This window comes from Paenibacillus sp. CCS19 (genome assembly GCF_033239625.1).
Lineage (GTDB): Bacteria > Bacillota > Bacilli > Paenibacillales > Paenibacillaceae > Paenibacillus_T.
Genome location: NZ_BTCK01000013.1, coordinates 18,061 through 35,748, shown reverse-complemented (window position 1 = coordinate 35,748; position 17,688 = coordinate 18,061). Strand labels below are relative to the sequence as shown.

Here is a 17,688-nt window from a genome sequence, read left to right as displayed (position 1 = left end):
TATTGCGCTGTTCATCTGCCATATAAAAAACTCACCCCCGGCCTCGGACGCCAGGGGTGAGCTTGGATAACCGCTATGACGAGCGGTTATTATTATTTGTTGAAGTTTTTCAGGTTGTAGAACGCGCTTGCGCCTGCGTATTGAGCCGTAGCACCCAGTTGGTCCTCGATGCGGAGCAATTGGTTGTACTTCGCTACGCGGTCCGTACGGGAAGGAGCACCCGTTTTGATTTGTCCAGCGTTCGTTGCAACCGCGATGTCAGCGATCGTGCTGTCTTCGGACTCACCGGAACGGTGGGAGATAACAGCCGTATAGCCAGCGCGTTTAGCCATTTCGATCGCGTCGAACGTTTCCGTCAGCGAGCCGATTTGGTTAACTTTAACGAGGATCGAGTTGCCTACGCCTTGCTCGATGCCGTCTTTGAGGCGAACCGTGTTCGTTACGAACAGGTCGTCACCAACGAGCTGTACTTTGCCGCCGAGTTTGTCAGTGAGAAGTTTCCAACCTTCCCAGTCGTCTTCGGAGCAGCCGTCTTCGATCGTGATGATTGGGTATTTGTCAGCCCACGAAGCGAGCAGGTCCACGAATTCTGCGGAAGTGAAGGAACGGCCTTCGCCTTCGAGGTGATACTTGCCGTCTTTGTAGAACTCAGTCGAAGCAACGTCCATACCGAGGAATACGTCAACGCCTGGCTTGTAGCCTGCGCGCTCGATAGCGGAGATGATCGTCGTGATCGCTTCTTCGTTGGAGCTAAGGTTCGGTGCGAAGCCGCCCTCGTCGCCTACTGCCGTGTTCAGGCCTTTTTCTTTCAGAACCGATTTCAGGTTGTGGAAGATTTCAGCGCCGATACGCAGAGCTTCTTTGAACGTTGGAGCGCCAACTGGCAGAACCATGAACTCTTGAACGTCGATATTGTTGTCGGCATGCTCGCCGCCGTTAACGATGTTCATCATTGGAACTGGAAGCGTCTTAGCGTTGAAGCCGCCGAGGTACGTGTACAGCGATACGTCGAGAGCGTCAGCAGCAGCGCGAGCTACAGCCATCGATACAGCGAGGATCGCGTTAGCGCCCAGCTTGCCTTTGTTGTCCGTGCCGTCGAGCTCGATCATTTTGCGGTCGATCGCTACTTGATCAAGAGCGTCCAGACCGATGATTTCAGGCGCGATGATGGAGTTAACGTTGTCAACTGCTTTAACTACGCCTTTGCCCAGGTAACGGCTTTTGTCGCCGTCGCGAAGTTCTACTGCTTCGTACGCGCCAGTCGATGCGCCGGATGGTACGATTGCGCGGCCTTTGCCACCGGATTCAAGAGTTACTTCTACTTCAACAGTTGGGTTACCGCGGGAGTCGAGGACTTCGCGTGCATATACGTCAGCAATGATAGACATGGATGTAACACTCCTTCTAAGGTTTAAGTTGTAATGGCTGCCATAACAAGTTGAAACCAACATTCCTATGGTATACGAAAATCGCTCCGAATGCACGTCCTAGCCGCGCAGTCCGACATTATTTTCGCGAAAAATTAGAACGTCCCGCGTTGGCCGACAGTCTATCTAACCGAGTCTCTCCACCCGCTGTCGATCCATACGCAATTCGGACATGCAGGGTCTTACTTAACGATCGATTCGCCTGTCATCTCAACCGGTTGCTTCAATTCGAGGAACTTCAAGATCGTTGGTGCGATGTCAGCCAGAATGCCGCCTTCGCGGAGCTCTGCGCCTTGCTTCGTAACGATGAACGGTACCGGGTTCGTCGTATGCGCCGTGAACGGACGACCGTTCTCGTCGATGACCATATCCGCGTTGCCGTGGTCAGCCGTGATGAGCGCTACGCCGCCCTTCGCCAGAACTGCTTCAACCACTTTGCCCATGCACTCGTCCGTCGCTTCTACTGCCTTGATCGTAGGCTCCAGCATACCGGAGTGGCCGACCATGTCAGGGTTCGCGAAGTTGAGGATGATCGCGTCGTGTTTATCCGCTTCGATCTCAGCGACCGCTGCAGCAGCAACTTCATAAGCGCTCATCTCGGGCTGCAGATCATACGTTGCAACCTTCGGCGAATTGATCAGGATACGCGTTTCGCCTTCCAGCTCAACGTCGCGTCCGCCGCTGAAGAAGAACGTTACGTGCGGGTATTTCTCCGTCTCCGCAATGCGCAGCTGTTTCTTGCCGTTCTGCACGAGCACTTCGCCCAGCGTATTGTCGAGGTTCTTCGGCGAGTAAGCAACAAAGCCGCCAACCGTCTCGCTGAACAGTGTCAGGCACACGAAGTGCAGGTTTTTCGGGCATTTGTCGCCACGGTCGAAGCCGCGGAAATCTTCGTTCGTGAACACTTGCGACAGCTGGATCGCACGGTCAGGACGGAAGTTGAAGAACACGACCGAATCTTCCGATTCAACGAGTCCTACTGGTTTGCCGTTCTCAACGATAACCGTCGGCATAACGAATTCGTCCATGACCGACTTCTCGTACGATTCCTTCACCGCTTGCAGCGCGTCCGTATATTGAGGACCATCGCCGTATACCATTGCACGGTACGATTTCTCCGTACGCTCCCAACGTTTGTCGCGGTCCATTGCGTAGTAGCGGCCTTGTACAGTCGCGATCTTGCCTACGCCAACTTCTGCGATTTTCGCTTGGAGACGCTCCAGATAACCGACAGCGCTGTCTGGCGATACGTCGCGTCCGTCGAGGAAAGCGTGGATGAACACGTCGTTCATCTCTTCTTTCTTCGCCAGGTCAAGCAGTGCGAACAGGTGCTCAATATGGCTGTGTACGCCGCCGTCGGACAGCAGGCCGTACAGGTGAAGCTTCTTGCCGCTGTTCTTCGCTTGGCGAACCGCTCCTACGAGCGTCTCGTTGTCGAAGAACTCACCGTCGCGGATCGACTTGCTGATGCGAGTCAGGTCCTGGTACACGATACGGCCAGCGCCGATGTTCAAGTGGCCAACTTCGGAGTTGCCCATTTGACCTTCTGGCAGACCTACTGCTTCGCCGCATGCCGTCAGCGTCGTGTGCGGATACGTCGACCAGTAACGATCGTAGTTCGGTTTGTTAGCTTGTGCTACTGCGTTGCCAACAACATCGTTACGAAGTCCGAAGCCGTCAAGGATGATCAATGCTACCGGTTTAGGAGCCGTCATCTTACTTCGCTCCTTCAACCAGCGCGATGTACGATGCTGGCTCGAGGCTTGCGCCGCCTACCAGTGCGCCGTCGATGTTCGCTTGACCAAGGTACTCTGTAACGTTGTTCGGTTTCACGCTGCCGCCGTATTGGATGCGAACTGCATTAGCCGTTGCTTCGCCGTACAGGCCAGCTACGATGCCGCGGATATAAGCGATAACGTCTTCAGCGTCAGCCGCTGTGGACGATTTGCCCGTTCCGATTGCCCAAATTGGCTCATATGCGATAACGACTTCTGCTGCTTGCTCAGCCGACAGACCTTGGAATGCAGCTTCTGTTTGTACTTTGCACACTTCTTTCGTTTGGTCAGCTTCGCGCTCTTCGAGCTTCTCGCCTACGCAAACGATTGGCGTCAAACCATGTTTGAATGCCGCGTGCGTTTTCTTGTTCACGATCTCGTCGGACTCAGCAAAGTATGCACGACGCTCGGAGTGGCCGATGATAACGTATTTCACGCCGAGGTCAGCCAGCATAACGCCGCTGATTTCGCCCGTGAATGCGCCGTTGTCTTCGAAGTGAAGGTTTTGTGCGCCGATTGCGATGCTCGTGCCTTTCGCGGCTTCTACGAGTGCTGGAAGCGCCGTGAATGGAGCGCAGATTACGCTCTCTACGCCGTCAACCTCCGCTTTGCCTTTCACTTCGGAGAAGAACGATTGTGCTTCGCCAACCGTTTTGAACATTTTCCAGTTGCCTGCAATGATCGGTTTTCTGCTCATGTCAGAGAAACTCCCTTCAAGTGCATCTATTTATTTTAATAACCCGCAAGCTATTCAGCACCGAGGTTATTGCTTCAGTTCGAAGCCGCTTAAACTTACGATGCAGCTTTTAATGACGTAAAAGCTGTGCGAGGTGTCATGCAGTCGGACCTACATGATCTGCAAAGTTTCCGGTGGAAACCTTCATCGCAAGCATAAGCTAGCATTCTAAACCTTAGCAAAGCTCGATGCCGAGTACGCTTCGGGGATTACTTTGTGATCAATAGCCCGTAAGACCGTTCAGCACCGAGAAGGTTGCGTTAGATCGAAGAGCGAGTAGCGGAATGTAGGCTAACCCTACATGAGCAACGGAGCTCGAGAGCTAATGCAAGATTCGATGCCGAATATGCTTCTAAGCGTTACTTCGTGATCAACGGTCTTACTTGTCGTTGAGGGCTACTACGCCTGGAAGAGCCTTGCCTTCCATAAACTCGAGGGAAGCGCCGCCGCCCGTCGAGATGTGGTCCATACGGTCAGCCAGGTGGAATTTCTCAGCTGCTGCAGCGGAGTCGCCGCCGCCGATAACCGTGTAACCAGCCGTCTCAGCGCAAGCTTGCGCTACTGCACGCGTACCATGGGAGAATGGCTCGATTTCGAATACGCCCATTGGTCCGTTCCATACGACGAGCTTCGAGTTTTTGATAACGTCTGCGTAGATTTCACGCGTCTTAGGACCGATGTCGATGCCTTCCCATTCAGCTGGGATGCCGTCTACGCCAACGATTTGCGTGTTAGCGTCTGCGCTGAAGTCGTCCGTTACAACGATATCAACCGGCAGGTACAGGTTCTTGCCAAGCTTCTTCGCTTTCTCGATGAACTCAAGCGTCAGGTCGAGCTTGCTGTTGTCGAGCAGCGATTTGCCGACTTCATTGCCTTGCGCTTTAAGGAACGTATACGACAGACCGCCACCGATGAGGATGTTGTCTGCGATTTCGATCATTTTGTTGATAACGTCGATTTTGTCCTTAACTTTCGAACCGCCAACGATTGCCGTGAAAGGACGCTCTGGGTTGTTCAGCGCTTTGCCGAGAACATCGAGCTCTTTCTCTACGAGCAGACCGGATACCGCTGGAAGCAGGTGAGCGATGCCTTCCGTCGAAGCGTGTGCACGGTGAGCAGCACCGAATGCATCGTTCACGAACAGGTCAGCCAGTTCAGCGAATTGCTTCGCGAGTTCTGGATCGTTCTTCTCTTCGCCTGCTTCAAAACGAACGTTCTCAAGCAGGAGCACGTCGCCAGCTTGCAGTGCAGCCACTTGTGCTTTAACTGCATCGCCAACAACTTCGCCAGCTTTTGCAACTGGCTTGCCGAGCAGCTCGGACAGACGCTCAGCAGCTGGCGTCAAGCGCAGCTCTTCAACCACTTGACCGTTTGGACGGCCCATGTGGGAAGCGAGAATGATTTTGGCGCCGCCTTCGATCAGGAACTTGATCGTAGGGAGCGTTTCACGGATACGCGTGTCGTCCGTGATTTTGCCATTTTCGAGCGGTACGTTGAAATCGACGCGTACGAATACGCGTTTACCTGCGACTTCGACGTCGCGAACACTTTTCTTGTTCATTGAGAAAGCCTCCTTCAGAATAGGCGAAGATGAATAATCCATTAAGTACTTGCGTTCGCTTCAGCGAACGCCCTCGAAGCATCACGTCCAGTGTGTCCGCTGCAAGCGGCCGACACGCCTTCGGAGCGTTACCGCAAGCGGCTCGCTTAAGCGAGCTGCCATCGAAGCACCGCTTACAATAAAAAAACGTTCCTTCGAAGAAGGAACGTTAAAACCTAGTCCAGCCGGACGGCGGCATCCCTTCCGTTGCACGGGAGCGCCGCAGCCAAAGCGTGTCCGTCAGGACTAAAGCGTTCCTAGCACAATCCCTCGCAGGGACGCCGACTGTACCTCCCACGCTGCATTAGAACGGGAGTCCAGAGGGCAGAGCCCTTTGGGGCCCCCTTTGAAGACCAAAGGGGGTTTGGGGGATTTGAACCGTATTACAGACCTTTGCTTGCGATGAATGCTGCAAGGTCAACTACGCGGTTCGAGTAGCCCCACTCGTTGTCGTACCAAGAAACAACTTTAACCATGTTGCCTTCAACAACCATCGTCGACAGAGCGTCAACCGTGGAGGAAGCTGGGTCGCCGTTGTAGTCGCTCGATACGAGCGGCTCTTCGGAGTAGTTAAGGATGCCTTTGAGCGAAGTTTCGGAAGCTGCTTTCAGAGCTGCGTTAACTTCTTCAACCGTTACGTTAACTTTCAGTTCAGCAACGAGGTCCGTTACCGATACGTTAGGCGTAGGAACGCGCATAGCCATGCCGTTCAGTTTGCCTTTCAGTTCTGGCAGTACGAGGGATACTGCTTTAGCAGCGCCCGTCGACGAAGGAATGATGTTCTCTGCAGCAGCGCGAGCGCGGCGCAGGTCTTTGTGAGGTACGTCCAGAACGGATTGGTCGTTCGTGTACGAGTGAACCGTCGTCATCATACCTTTTACGATGCCGAATTTATCGTTAAGAACTTTCGCGAATGGCGCGAGGCAGTTCGTCGTGCAAGATGCGTTGGAGATAACCGTGTGGGAAGCTGCATCGTATTTGTCTTCGTTAACGCCCATAACGATCGTGATGTCTTCGTTCGTAGCTGGAGCGGAGATGATAACTTTCTTAGCGCCGCCTTTAAGGTGGAGCTCAGCTTTTTCTTTAGCCGTGAAGATACCAGTCGATTCAACGACGATTTCAGCACCTACGGATGCCCAAGGGAGGTTTTCTGGGTTGCGCTCAGCAAATACTTTGATTTCTTTGCCGTTTACGATCAGCGCGCCTTCTTTAGCTTCAACCGTACCTTCAAGCTTGCCGTGCGTCGTGTCATATTTGAGCAGGTGAGCCAGCGTTTTCGTGTCTGTCAGATCGTTTACAGCAACAATCTCAACTGCAGGGTTGTTCAGCGCTGCGCGAAACACGTTACGGCCGATACGGCCAAATCCGTTAATACCAACTTTAACCATTTGGAAATTCCTCCTAGACAATAAGTGTAATATATACTCAAGATGGCGTACGGCCCGGAAACCCGGAGCGCGTAACCATCAAGATATCCTGTTTCAAAAACGCACCTTATTAAGCATTGCCCAAATCGGCCTCATCAATAATCCTAACAATAACTTGTGCTGCCGCTTCATCGGTGACAAGCACATCATCGTGTCCGAACTTCATGACGGCCGCAATCGCTTCGCCCTTGCTTACGCCTCCGGCTACCGCAATGACAACCTCCGTCGCTACAATGTCCTCGAGCCGCAAGCCCGCGGTATGCATCTTGTGAACGACAGCCCCATTCCGGTCAAAATAATACCCGAACGACTCCGCCAGCGCACCTTCAGCTCTCATCGCATCGACAATGGCTTGATCCACCTTGCGGCGTCTTGCCATGACCATCGCGTCCCCGATTCCATGAACGACGATTCTGGCCTTCCGAATGACATTCACGATTTCCTGAATGTTCGGCTCTTGCATAAGGGTGACGTACGCTTCTTCTCCCAGATGGTCGGGTACATGAAGCAATCGATACTGCGCGCCTGTTCGCTTCGCCATCATCGAGGCAATCGTATTCGCCTGGTAGTCCAAGCTCTCGCCCAGTCCGCCTCGCGCGGGTACGAACCAGTTCGTCGGCAGCGGCATTGGCGATGTCAGATGATTAGCCACCTGCGCCATTGTCGTTCCGCCTGTTACCGCGACGACATCGTCCTTGTTCAGCAATCGGGTCAATGCTTGGCTCGCAGCGCGGCCCAGCTCCCGCTTCGCTGTCTTCGAGGTGTCAGAGTCACCTGGTACGATGTACACTCGCTTCAGTCCATAATGGCGCCGAATCTTATCCTCCATATCCGATAAGCCGAACCATTCCTTGAACATCGGTTCCATCTCTGCAAGCAGCATGCGTCCTTGCTCACTGATGCGCATTCCAGAAGCATGAATCTCGAGCAGTCCTTGCGCTTTCAAATAATCAGTCTCGGCTCGCAGCACGCGTTCCGTCATCCCGAGGGCTCCGGCCAACGCGCGCCGTCCGACAGAATCAGACAGCATAACTTGATGCAGGATGAAGTAGCGTTTCCTCATGACTTCCAATAAATCCGGCACAAGCTGCTGCTGCAGTTCGATCATGGGTCGCATCTAGCGCATTCACTCCACTACAGCCGAATTCTTGTTTCTACATTATGAAGAAACTCCGTTGGGCTTCCGTACGAGGTGGACCTTTCGCGTCCCGCATACTCGTTTTAAGTCCCACACTTATTTTATCGAATCGCGGAAAAGACTGCAAGTTCCTTTTCGCCCATGTAACCGTTTTCCGACACGCATTAGACAACTTTTATTTTTCTCATCGTCCAGCACTTGCATTCCTATGGAAATTAAGGTATGATAACTCTCGTTCCGCTTTTTTGCGCCCGTGGTCCAATGGATATGACGTAGGCCTCCGGAGCCTGAGATCTAGGTTCGATTCCTAGCGGGCGCGCCAACCTAATCAATTTAAATATTAATGAGAATCTAAGATCATCACATCCCGCTGTGGGTGATGATTTTTTTGTTTTATAAATCAACAAAAACCCCATTAAGGAATTCTTAATGGGGTTTTTACCTTCTTTATTTCTTTCTCTTTCGCATTTTATAATTTTTTCTTTCATTTATGATTCCTAGAATCAATACTATTGGTGCGATTAAGTCCAGCAAATTGATATCATTATCAATGTTATACCTCAAAAAGAATGTTAACAAGGCAATTAGAATTACCCGGATAATGATTTGCATCTCATGATTAACCTCCCTCTAGTGAACAGGTTGTATTTTAAATCTTATACCAATCAACCAATCAATATTACATTATACTCGACTAACCAAAATATTACAGGCTGCCGATTCAATCGACAGCCATAACTGTATCAATCAAATTTTATTAACAAGTATAGTTACAAACATAAGTATACCCGATCGCGCAAATCAATCCCGGTAGGAAACCAAAAAGACCCGCAGCTGCACAATAGCCTACTGCTACCCAACTGCATTGGGCACCGTTTAAATTAAGACTTCCACTGCATGTATTTGCAGAAGCAGTATCAACGGAAAATACTGATGCAACTGAATCAATAATGTTTCCATTTTTGTCTGAGGTTGAAGCTTGTTCTATTTCTTTTTTATGTTTTTCTTTATTTTTTTCCTTCAACGCTTTCTTTTGTTCCACAGTCTTAGCATTAACAATTTCCATAGCTTCTGCACGATCACCAATGAACGTCAAGCCAACATTTCTTGAATTTACGGTTATCTCATTGCTAGGCGACTCACTAATATTTAATGCTTCGATAAGCATTTTTCTGTCCATATCGTATGTGACAAGTACGGAAACTTTGTCATTTGCCGCATTAGTATATTCAAATTGGATAGTGTATACTTTATATTTTCCTGCACTCAGTCCTGTATAGGCAGCATTCTTAAATGCTTCGTTTAATAGTTTCTTATCTAATCCAGTAAAACCCTGCAGTTCTCTATTACTTGCAACATTTTTTTTCAGTTGAGCTAGCAACCCTCCTTCTGTTACCAGATACGTATCCCCATGGATACTAATGTATTCGTTAAGACTTGTTATATCGTCTAGAGTTACCTGAGCATTTTTAGCTTTTGGAGGTTTTACACTAGTAGTGTTCTTAGATGCTGCATTAACAGAACTCAAACATATCAATGACATAATGACAAGTAATAGCACTGCAACCTTTGACCTCATCCTAACTTTTCCTGATAACAAACCCATCACAAATTTACCATCTTTTAGTATTTTTTTTGAACACATGTAATTTATATCATTTTCGGTAAATTATTTAAAGCAGTAGATTAAAGAGTTAAGAGAATCTTTAACTAACGATGTTTTACACACAACAGTTTCTTGCTCTGTCTCCCCTCCTTACGTTTTTCTTGACCTTCTTTGACTTTTACTGATCATTCCGCTATTATAAAATTCATCAGCAGCACTTTCGCATCCTACATCAGTGTGCTAGCAGCATTCGTACATATACGTTTGCAGCGTACCGCATCTGACTATGCTAGTGCTGAAACTATTCTACAATTCCTATTCGGGAGGGAACTTTCATGGATATGAACTATGTGCCAATGGTCATTGAGCAGAACAACCGCGGCGAGCGTGCGTATGACATTTACTCGCGACTGCTGAAGGACCGCATTATTTTTCTCGGGACGCCGGTGAACGACCTTGTAGCCAACTCCATCATCGCGCAGTTGTTGTTCCTTGCGGCAGACGATCCAGAGAAGGACATCTCCCTGTACATTAATAGCCCAGGCGGTTCCATCTCGGCCGGCCTCGCCATCTTCGACACGATGCAATTCATTAAGCCGGACGTCTCCACGATCTGTGTCGGTATGGCTGCATCGATGGGCGCTTTCCTGCTTAATGCAGGCGCCAAAGGCAAACGTTATGCGCTTCCGAACGCCGAAGTCATGATTCACCAGCCGCTCGGCGGTGCAGAAGGCCAAGCGAGCGACATCGAGATTCGTGCTCGCCGCATCCTGAAGACGCGCGACAAGCTGAACCGCATTATGGCTGAACGCACGGGTCAATCGTTCGAAACAATCGAACGCGATACGGACCGTGACAACTTCATGAGCGCCGAAGAAGCACGTCAATACGGCCTGATCGACAAAGTCATCGACAAGCTGTAATCCGCTCTTCCACATGTACGACAGCAAGCCCCTCAATCCATAACGGAATGAGGGGCTTTTCCTCTTGATAACGCGCCTGGTCCTACTGCAGCATGGCTACGAATGCTTTCGCCGCTGTAGACAGAGGGACATCCTTCAATGTTGCGATGCCGATACGTCTGGACGGTATTGGCGGACTAATCGACAACTCCACCAGCTCTCCTCGGTCTAATAAGTCCTCGACAAAATTTCTCACCACGCACGCAATACCGAATCCCGTTCGAGCAAATTCACTCAACAGATCCAAGCTGCCAAGCTCCATGCTTGGCGTTAGTACAACATCATTCGCGCTTCCCGCTCTATCGATATGAGTTCTAGTTGCGCTGCCTTTCTCCAACAAGAGCAGCTCGTAGCGGCTTAGCTCCTCCCAATTGAGAGACATAGGCTGCTCGGCCGCCGTCCATTTGCAGTAAGTATTCGACACAACGAAACAGTCCTGCACGATCATGCTTTCTTGAATATGCAGCTTCGGGTCCTCCAGCGGCAGATTCACGATGCCGAAGTCGATTGCCCCTTCCTTCAGCAGCTTCACCGTCTCGCGCGATGTTCGGTTCGTAACCTGAAACTGAATGCCGGGATATTGCTCACGGAACTGTCGCATGCGCGGCAGCAAATAATGTTTGCACAGCGTATCTCCCGCTCCGATGCGCATTTCCCCTACCGTAAGTTCATGCCGCTCCGCCAGCCTCCGCTCGCCTGCATGGATGAAATTAAAGGCCTGCTCGATGTGCTGGAACAGCACATCGCCTTCCGCAGTCAGTGTGACCCCCTTCGAAGTCCGGAAGAACAGCTGCCCGCCAAGCTGCGACTCCAGCTGCTTAATGGCATGCGTGACCGCAGGCTGCGTAATATAAAGCCTTTCAGCGGCTCCTGACAAACTTCCCGCCTTCGCCGTCCAATAGAAAGCGCGGTACCACTCCATATTTGTAACGAGGTCGCTCACCGAATATTAATCTCCTTTATATCAGACATTAGGTTTATTCATTTCATTAATATCATTATCGCATTTATAATCAGTTTTGGAAATTCAATCATGTCTAGAGGAGTGAATCGAATGAGTGTAACAGCAGTAGTAGGGGCGAACTGGGGAGATGAGGGTAAGGGAAAAATAACGGATCTGCTGGCGGAGCAATATCGCTGCGTCGTCCGCTACCAAGGCGGCAGCAATGCCGGACATACGATCATTAATGCATTCGGCAGATTTGCGCTGCACCTGCTGCCATCAGGCGTGTTCACACCTGGGACGACGAATGTAATCGGTCCAGGCGTCGCTTTCAATCCAGAAGACTTCTTGTGTGAATACGACAATCTGCTGGCCCGAGGTATCTCCGAGCCGGATATTCGAATCTCTGACCGTGCACAGCTTGTACTCCCTTATCATATTCAGTTGGATACCTGCGAGGAGGCACGGCTTGGCGCACAAAGCTTCGGCTCGACCCGCTCTGGCATCGCCCCCTTCTATGCGGATAAGGCACTCAAAATCGGAATCCCGATCAGCGCGCTGCTAGGCGATGAAGCACAGCTTCGCCAGCGGATCCAGGCTGCACTCATTACTAAGAATACATTGCTGCAACAGCTCTATCAGGCTGAACCGATTGACGCGAATCAAATCGCAGACCGGCTGCTAGCAGTGAAGAGCCGCTTGACGCCTTTCATCGCGAATACAACCGTCCTTCTTCATCAAACGCTCGCTGCCGGCGGATCCATTCTCGTCGAAGGCCAGCTTGGCGCCCTTCGCGACCCTGACCACGGCATCTTCCCCTACGTCACGTCCTCATCCACGCTAGCCGGTTACGCATCCATCGGCGCAGGTGTTCCACCACATGCGATCAAACGCATCATAGCAGTGACCAAAGCTTACTCCAGCTGCGTAGGCGCAGGGCCGTTCGTAACTGAGCTCGCAGGCGAAGCCGCTGAGCAGCTGCGCCGTCTTGGCGGCGATGCAGGCGAGTACGGCGTGAAGACCGGACGCCCCCGCCGTGTCGGCTGGTTCGATGCCGTTGCTACCCGCTACGGCTGCATGGTACAAGGTGCAAGCGAAGCGGCGCTAACCAATCTCGATGTGCTCGGCTATCTGGACGAAATCCCAGTCTGCACAGGCTATCTTGTGAACGGCCAAGTAACGAATGAATTTCTACCAGCGGATCAGTTAGCATTGGCTGCCCCCGTCTTCATGGCGCTGCCGGGCTGGCGCTGCGACATCTCTCACATTCGCTCGTTCGACCAGCTCCCGTCACAAGCCCAGGAGTACGTGCAATGGATCGAGCAAGCCATCGGCGTACCGATCCGAATGATCTCCGTAGGTCCGAGCAGGGAGCAGACGATCTACCGCTCATAAAGTCGGCAACTCTGCCTGATATCTCAAACAATAGCTGCAGCCTGATAGGCAATAACGTCAAAATAGAACCGTGCCTCGTAAGGGGCACGGCTCTACATACCTTAATAAGCAACTATCATGCTCGAACGAAAGCTGTGTCCCACAGGGGCACGCGACTCCCAGCACGCCGTCCCCTCCCATGCACCTCTGTCCTGCTGCCGACACTTTCCGGGGTCCAGGGGGCGGGAGCCCCATGGGGCCTCCCTTGCAGAGAGGGTTTGGGTGGGTAGAAAAAACTTAAAAAGACCCCCTTATCGGGGGTCTTGCTAACTCGCCATCCGGACGATTATTGGTTTTCTAGCTCTTCTTTACTTACAAGATTAACTAAAGCGGTTACAGCCTGATCAGCGTCAGAACCTTCGGCGCTAATGTGAATTTCCGTACCGGAGCTGATCGCAAGGCTCATGATGCCCATAATTGATTTGGCATTCACTTTCTTGTCGTCTTTCTCCACGAATACTTCAGACGAAAATTTATTAGCTTCTTGAACGAATAGAGCTGCTGGTCTTGCGTGCAGACCTGTTTTCAGACGAACGACAACGGGATGTCTTGTCATGGAAACCATACCCCCTACACATATTTCTATTGACATGAACGTAATCAGTCGTAATTCCGCGTAAAACGGCTTCTAAGCTGATGAAATCGCCGCAAACGCGGCATTTTGTTAATTATTATATCATTATCGCGCTTGTAGCACTAGGGAAAACGTCAACCGTTACGTATTTTTTCAGCCAATTCATCAATTTTCCTCAGCCGATGGTTAACACCTGACTTGCTGACCTTCCCTTTGAGCAACTCGCCGACTTCAGTCAAATTCATATCGGGATGCATCAGCCGGATTTCCGCCACTTCGCGCAGCTTCTCTGGCAGCTGATCAAGCCCGAGTTCCTTCTGCAGCAGCTTGATATTATCGATTTGCCGTACGGCTGCCCCGATCGTCTTGTTCAAATTCGCCGTCTCGCAGTTTACGATCCGATTGACGGAGTTGCGCATATCGCGCATGATGCGAACGTCTTCAAATTTGAACAGCGCTTGGTGAGCGCCGATAATGTTCAGCAGCTCAATAATTTTCTCGCCCTCTTTGATGTAGAAAATAAAACCCTTCTTCCGCTCGATGCAGCGTGCGTTCAATTCGAACTTGTTCGCCAGGTCCGCGAGCGCTTGGCAGTGCTCCTCGTACATCGAGGCGATCTCCAGGTGATAGGACGAGCCCTCCGGGTTGTTGACCGATCCTCCTGCAAGGAACGCACCGCGAAGGTAAGACCGCTTGCAGCATGACTTCTTGATAATCTCTTTGTCGATCCCTTGTTGAAAAAGAAATCCTTCCGAGACAATGCTTAGCTGCTTCAGTATTTCCTGAACCTTGTTCGGTATACGCACGATGTAGATATTATTTTTCTTCAGCCGCATCTTCTTCTGCACGAGCAGCTCGGTATGCACATCGAATTTCTTCTTGATGAGACTATAGATCCGTCTAGCGATCGCCGCATTCTCCGTTGAGATGTCGAGAATCACTTTGCGGTTCGACAACGACACAGAGCCGTTCATGCGGATCAACGCGGACAGTTCTGCCGTCTCGCAGCATGCGTCCGTTTCAATCATTGTCAGTTCTTTTTTGGTTTGCGCCGCAAAGGACATGTCGATTCACCTCTTTCGTGTCATCCAGTCGTCAACTAGTTGGAAAATATGCTGACTCAGCCTTTCTGCATCGTGCCGCAAATAAGTGCGGAACAGCACCAGCCGGTCTGCAATGACTTTGTAACCGCGCTTCTTCACTTCATCTAGGTCGAGATGGACCGCCTTCGCGCCCTTCTCTGCATATTTGCTCTGCACCTGTGGAGGGATCTCACCGTCATTAACGATAACATAATCGAACAGGTGGTAGCCAATATGGTGATAGATCGCATCGAGATGATCGCCTACCGAGTAATTGTCCGTTTCACCTGGCTGGGTCATAACGTTGCAGACGAACATCTTGAGCGCGTCCGAGGCAACGATCGCCTCCGCTAGCTTCGGCACAATTAGATTCGGAATAATGCTTGTATACAGACTGCCAGGTCCGATCAGAATCGCATCGGCTTCTTGCAAGGCTTCGACCGCTTCGGCAAGCGGCTCCACATTCGCAGGCTCGATGAACACGCGTTTGATCGCCTTGCCTGCCTTCGGAATCATGGATTCACCGGTCACGATCGTGCCGTCCATCATCTCGCCCTTGAGCACGATCGCCTGGCCTGCTGCAGGAAGCACGCGTCCGCGAACGGCTAGTACGCGGCTAAGTTCTCTGACGCCCGATACAAAATCGCCGGATATATCCGTAATGGCTGCCAGCATTAAATTGCCGAGGCTGTGGCCCGCAAGCCCAGTGCCGCTATTGAATCGGTAGTTGAGCAGATTCGATAACAGCGGCTCTACATCGGCAAGAGCAAGCAGCACGTTGCGGATATCGCCCGGCGGCGGGATTTGGAGTTCGTTGCGGAGGATGCCGGAGCTGCCTCCGTCATCCGCAACTGTAACGATTGCCGTTATGTCGAGCGGCTTCTCTTTAAGCCCGCGCAGCATAACGGATAATCCCGTCCCACCGCCGATGACGACGATCTTGGGGCGCACGGCTGCCGATTGTTTACTGCCTTTCATTCACGCACCCCATTTAATGGCGATCCCGCTCGGAGTCACGATGGCTGACGCGCACCGTCTCAGTATCACTGCTCCCGAGCATTCGGCCCAAGTATTCGGCAATCGCTACCGAGCGATGTTTGCCGCCCGTACATCCGATGCCGACGACAACCTGGCTCTTGCCTTCCTTCCGGTACAGCGGGATAAGAAAGTTCAGCATATCAAGCAGCTTGGTCAGGAACGTCTGCGTTTCCTGCCATTTCATAACATATTCATAAACATCCGGATTCTGCCCTGTGTTCGGGCGCAAATGCTCAATGTAGTGCGGATTCGGCAGAAAACGCACATCATAGATCAAATCCGCATCTATCGGAATGCCATACTTAAAGCCGAAGGATATCACGTTCACATTGATACCGGTGCGCTCCGTGTTCGTGAAGCGCGACACGATCCGTTCCTTCAGCTGCGCTGGCTTCAGGCTGCTCGTATCGATGACCTGCGTGGCCATCCCTTTAAGATCCTCAAGCATCCGGCGCTCGAGACCGATGCCGTCGAGCGGCATGCCGTCCGGCGCGAGCGGGTGTCTGCGGCGGCTTTCCTTGTACCGCTGCACGAGCACCGCATCTGTCGCATCCAAGAACAGAATCTCACAGCTGATCGTGTAGTGCTCCTTGATGAAGTTCAGCGACTCCGACAGCGCTGTGAAGAACTCTCGGCCGCGCAAGTCGATAACGAGCGCAACCTTGCCGATCTTGCCATTCGATTGTTCAATAAGCTCCGCGAACTTCGGAATGAGAACGGGCGGCAAATTATCGACGCAGAAAAATCCGAGATCCTCCATGCTCTGCACCGCGATGGTTTTGCCCGCTCCCGACATGCCCGTTATAATAACGAGTTTTGCCACTTGCACCGATTCATTGTCCATGCCTTCGTTCACTCCTCTCCAAGGCCAAGCCGATTTGGCCCTATCACGGACAAACCCGCCGGTAAGGGCGGGTCAGCCTTCTCTCTGTTGTATCAGCCCGCTGGCTGACAAGCGTTCGCTACGAGCGCAAAATCAATCCTGCCGCACCAACGATGCCTGCATCATTACCAAGCGTAGCTGCTACGATCTCTACGTTCTCAGATGCGCGATCAGGCGTATACTTGCGGAATTCTTGACGGATTTGATCGAAGAGGAACTCGCCTGCCTTCGATACGCCGCCGCCAACGATGAAGCGCTGCGGGTTCAGTACAACCGCCACAGACGCCATCGATTTGCCCAGGTAGTAAGCGGCACGATTAACGATACGCGAAGCGACCTCGTCGCCGGCTTTCGCCGCATCGATAACTTCTTTAGCCATAATATTCTCAACGAGCGACAGCGACGTACGATCACCGCGCTCTACTGCGTCCTTCGCCATACGAATGATGCCCGTTGCCGAAGATACCGTCTCGAGGCATCCCATTTTGCCGCAGCCGCACTGAATCGCTTCGAGATCCGGTACGATCTGCATATGTCCAAGCTCGCCGGCCATGCCGTTGAAGCCTTCATAGATTTTACCGTTGATGATGATACCGCCGCCGACACCTGTTCCGAGCGTATAGCATACGCAGTGGTCGACGCCTTTGCCTGCTCCTGCCCATGCTTCGCCGAGCGCTGCAACATTGGCATCATTATTAATACGCACCGTCGTTCCCAATTGCTCTTCCAAGTAATCTTTCAACCGTACATCTCGCAACGCGAGATTAGCAGAGAACTTGACAATGCCGTTCGGAATGTCCAAGAAGCCAGCGATACCTACGCCTACGCCACCGACCTGTTCCCATTCAAAATGCGATTGCTCTACGATCCGCTTCGCATAAGTTGCAATGTTGTGCAGGATGACTTCCGTCCCCTTATCATTCTCGGTCGGTCCTTCATACGTATGGAGAAGTTCGCCGTTTTGGTTGCAGATACCTACCTTAATGGCGGTGCCGCCGATATCGACTCCTACGTAGATTTGCTCAGACATTACTAGGCCACCTCGTTCACAAAGTTAAACTTC

The 17,688-nt window shown here is 51.6% G+C and carries 15 protein-coding genes and 1 tRNA gene; 3 read left to right on the top strand and 13 right to left on the bottom strand.

Annotated features, from left to right (window positions below):
- Positions 1-92: 92 nt before the first annotated feature.
- From eno to SBI19_RS11360, 6 genes are all read right to left on the bottom strand, one after another.
- On the bottom strand, positions 93-1,388 hold the full coding sequence (eno, locus tag SBI19_RS11385; RefSeq protein ID WP_317968109.1) for a phosphopyruvate hydratase: 1,296 nt from the start codon (positions 1,386-1,388) through the stop codon (positions 93-95).
- A 221-nt stretch (positions 1,389-1,609) separates the two neighbouring features.
- Positions 1,610-3,142, bottom strand: a complete 1,533-nt coding sequence (gene gpmI / locus SBI19_RS11380) for a 2,3-bisphosphoglycerate-independent phosphoglycerate mutase (RefSeq protein WP_317968107.1) — start codon at positions 3,140-3,142, stop codon at positions 1,610-1,612.
- Position 3,143: 1 nt separating this feature from the next.
- The gene (gene tpiA, locus SBI19_RS11375; RefSeq protein ID WP_317968105.1) at positions 3,144-3,899 is read right to left on the bottom strand and encodes a triose-phosphate isomerase; all 756 of its coding nucleotides are present in this window, start codon (positions 3,897-3,899) and stop codon (positions 3,144-3,146) included.
- A 418-nt stretch (positions 3,900-4,317) separates the two neighbouring features.
- On the bottom strand, positions 4,318-5,499 hold the full coding sequence (locus SBI19_RS11370; protein WP_317968103.1) for a phosphoglycerate kinase: 1,182 nt from the start codon (positions 5,497-5,499) through the stop codon (positions 4,318-4,320).
- A 422-nt stretch (positions 5,500-5,921) separates the two neighbouring features.
- Positions 5,922-6,926, bottom strand: coding sequence for a type I glyceraldehyde-3-phosphate dehydrogenase (gene gap / locus SBI19_RS11365; RefSeq protein WP_317968101.1), 1,005 nt, complete (start codon positions 6,924-6,926; stop codon positions 5,922-5,924).
- A gap of 109 nt (positions 6,927-7,035) precedes the next feature.
- Positions 7,036-8,082, bottom strand: a complete 1,047-nt coding sequence (locus SBI19_RS11360; RefSeq protein WP_317968099.1) for a sugar-binding transcriptional regulator — start codon at positions 8,080-8,082, stop codon at positions 7,036-7,038.
- Between the two features lie 268 nt (positions 8,083-8,350).
- On the opposite strand from SBI19_RS11360, the gene SBI19_RS11355 reads away from it, so the two are divergent.
- A tRNA-Arg gene (locus SBI19_RS11355) sits at positions 8,351-8,425 on the top strand.
- A 435-nt stretch (positions 8,426-8,860) separates the two neighbouring features.
- On the opposite strand, the gene SBI19_RS11350 is transcribed toward SBI19_RS11355, so the two are convergent.
- Positions 8,861-9,748: a hypothetical protein gene (locus SBI19_RS11350; protein ID WP_317968097.1), complete on the bottom strand. Its 888-nt coding sequence runs from the start codon at positions 9,746-9,748 to the stop codon at positions 8,861-8,863.
- A 302-nt stretch (positions 9,749-10,050) separates the two neighbouring features.
- Between SBI19_RS11350 and clpP the strand changes: the two genes are divergently transcribed.
- The gene (gene clpP / locus SBI19_RS11345; RefSeq protein WP_191207057.1) at positions 10,051-10,632 is read left to right on the top strand and encodes an ATP-dependent Clp endopeptidase proteolytic subunit ClpP; all 582 of its coding nucleotides are present in this window, start codon (positions 10,051-10,053) and stop codon (positions 10,630-10,632) included.
- 82 nt (positions 10,633-10,714) lie between these two features.
- Here the strand turns inward: clpP and SBI19_RS11340 are convergent, their stop codons facing one another.
- Complete coding sequence (locus SBI19_RS11340) at positions 10,715-11,614, bottom strand: LysR family transcriptional regulator (protein WP_317968095.1); 900 nt, start codon at positions 11,612-11,614, stop codon at positions 10,715-10,717.
- Positions 11,615-11,725: 111 nt separating this feature from the next.
- On the opposite strand from SBI19_RS11340, the gene SBI19_RS11335 reads away from it, so the two are divergent.
- Positions 11,726-13,009 carry an adenylosuccinate synthase gene (locus SBI19_RS11335; RefSeq protein WP_317968093.1) on the top strand — a complete coding sequence of 428 codons (1,284 nt, stop codon included), beginning with the start codon at positions 11,726-11,728 and terminating at the stop codon, positions 13,007-13,009.
- Between the two features lie 325 nt (positions 13,010-13,334).
- On the opposite strand, the gene SBI19_RS11330 is transcribed toward SBI19_RS11335, so the two are convergent.
- From SBI19_RS11330 to SBI19_RS11310, 5 genes are all read right to left on the bottom strand, one after another.
- Positions 13,335-13,604: an HPr family phosphocarrier protein gene (locus SBI19_RS11330; RefSeq protein WP_110044041.1), complete on the bottom strand. Its 270-nt coding sequence runs from the start codon at positions 13,602-13,604 to the stop codon at positions 13,335-13,337.
- Between the two features lie 152 nt (positions 13,605-13,756).
- Positions 13,757-14,686 carry a DNA-binding protein WhiA gene (gene whiA / locus SBI19_RS11325; protein WP_317968088.1) on the bottom strand — a complete coding sequence of 310 codons (930 nt, stop codon included), beginning with the start codon at positions 14,684-14,686 and terminating at the stop codon, positions 13,757-13,759.
- A gap of 6 nt (positions 14,687-14,692) precedes the next feature.
- On the bottom strand, positions 14,693-15,682 hold the full coding sequence (locus tag SBI19_RS11320) for a gluconeogenesis factor YvcK family protein (RefSeq protein ID WP_317968086.1): 990 nt from the start codon (positions 15,680-15,682) through the stop codon (positions 14,693-14,695).
- A gap of 13 nt (positions 15,683-15,695) precedes the next feature.
- Positions 15,696-16,586: an RNase adapter RapZ gene (rapZ, locus tag SBI19_RS11315; RefSeq protein ID WP_317968084.1), complete on the bottom strand. Its 891-nt coding sequence runs from the start codon at positions 16,584-16,586 to the stop codon at positions 15,696-15,698.
- Positions 16,587-16,704: 118 nt separating this feature from the next.
- The gene (locus SBI19_RS11310) at positions 16,705-17,655 is read right to left on the bottom strand and encodes an ROK family glucokinase (RefSeq protein WP_317968082.1); all 951 of its coding nucleotides are present in this window, start codon (positions 17,653-17,655) and stop codon (positions 16,705-16,707) included.
- Positions 17,656-17,688: the final 33 nt, after the last annotated feature.

Excerpts from the sequence above, each read along its gene's own strand:
- eno (WP_317968109.1), bottom strand. The coding sequence starts at position 1,388 with ATGTCTATCATTGCTGACGTATATGCACGCGAAGTCCTCGACTCCCGC.
- gpmI (WP_317968107.1), bottom strand. The coding sequence starts at position 3,142 with ATGACGGCTCCTAAACCGGTAGCATTGATCATCCTTGACGGCTTCGGA.
- tpiA (WP_317968105.1), bottom strand. The coding sequence starts at position 3,899 with ATGAGCAGAAAACCGATCATTGCAGGCAACTGGAAAATGTTCAAAACG.
- SBI19_RS11370 (WP_317968103.1), bottom strand. The coding sequence starts at position 5,499 with ATGAACAAGAAAAGTGTTCGCGACGTCGAAGTCGCAGGTAAACGCGTA.
- gap (WP_317968101.1), bottom strand. The coding sequence starts at position 6,926 with ATGGTTAAAGTTGGTATTAACGGATTTGGCCGTATCGGCCGTAACGTG.
- SBI19_RS11360 (WP_317968099.1), bottom strand. The coding sequence starts at position 8,082 with ATGCGACCCATGATCGAACTGCAGCAGCAGCTTGTGCCGGATTTATTG.
- SBI19_RS11350 (WP_317968097.1), bottom strand. The coding sequence starts at position 9,748 with ATGTGTTCAAAAAAAATACTAAAAGATGGTAAATTTGTGATGGGTTTG.
- clpP (WP_191207057.1), top strand. The coding sequence starts at position 10,051 with ATGAACTATGTGCCAATGGTCATTGAGCAGAACAACCGCGGCGAGCGT.
- SBI19_RS11335 (WP_317968093.1), top strand. The coding sequence starts at position 11,726 with ATGAGTGTAACAGCAGTAGTAGGGGCGAACTGGGGAGATGAGGGTAAG.
- SBI19_RS11330 (WP_110044041.1), bottom strand. The coding sequence starts at position 13,604 with ATGACAAGACATCCCGTTGTCGTTCGTCTGAAAACAGGTCTGCACGCA.
- whiA (WP_317968088.1), bottom strand. The coding sequence starts at position 14,686 with ATGTCCTTTGCGGCGCAAACCAAAAAAGAACTGACAATGATTGAAACG.
- SBI19_RS11320 (WP_317968086.1), bottom strand. The coding sequence starts at position 15,682 with ATGAAAGGCAGTAAACAATCGGCAGCCGTGCGCCCCAAGATCGTCGTC.
- rapZ (WP_317968084.1), bottom strand. The coding sequence starts at position 16,586 with ATGGACAATGAATCGGTGCAAGTGGCAAAACTCGTTATTATAACGGGC.
- SBI19_RS11310 (WP_317968082.1), bottom strand. The coding sequence starts at position 17,655 with ATGTCTGAGCAAATCTACGTAGGAGTCGATATCGGCGGCACCGCCATT.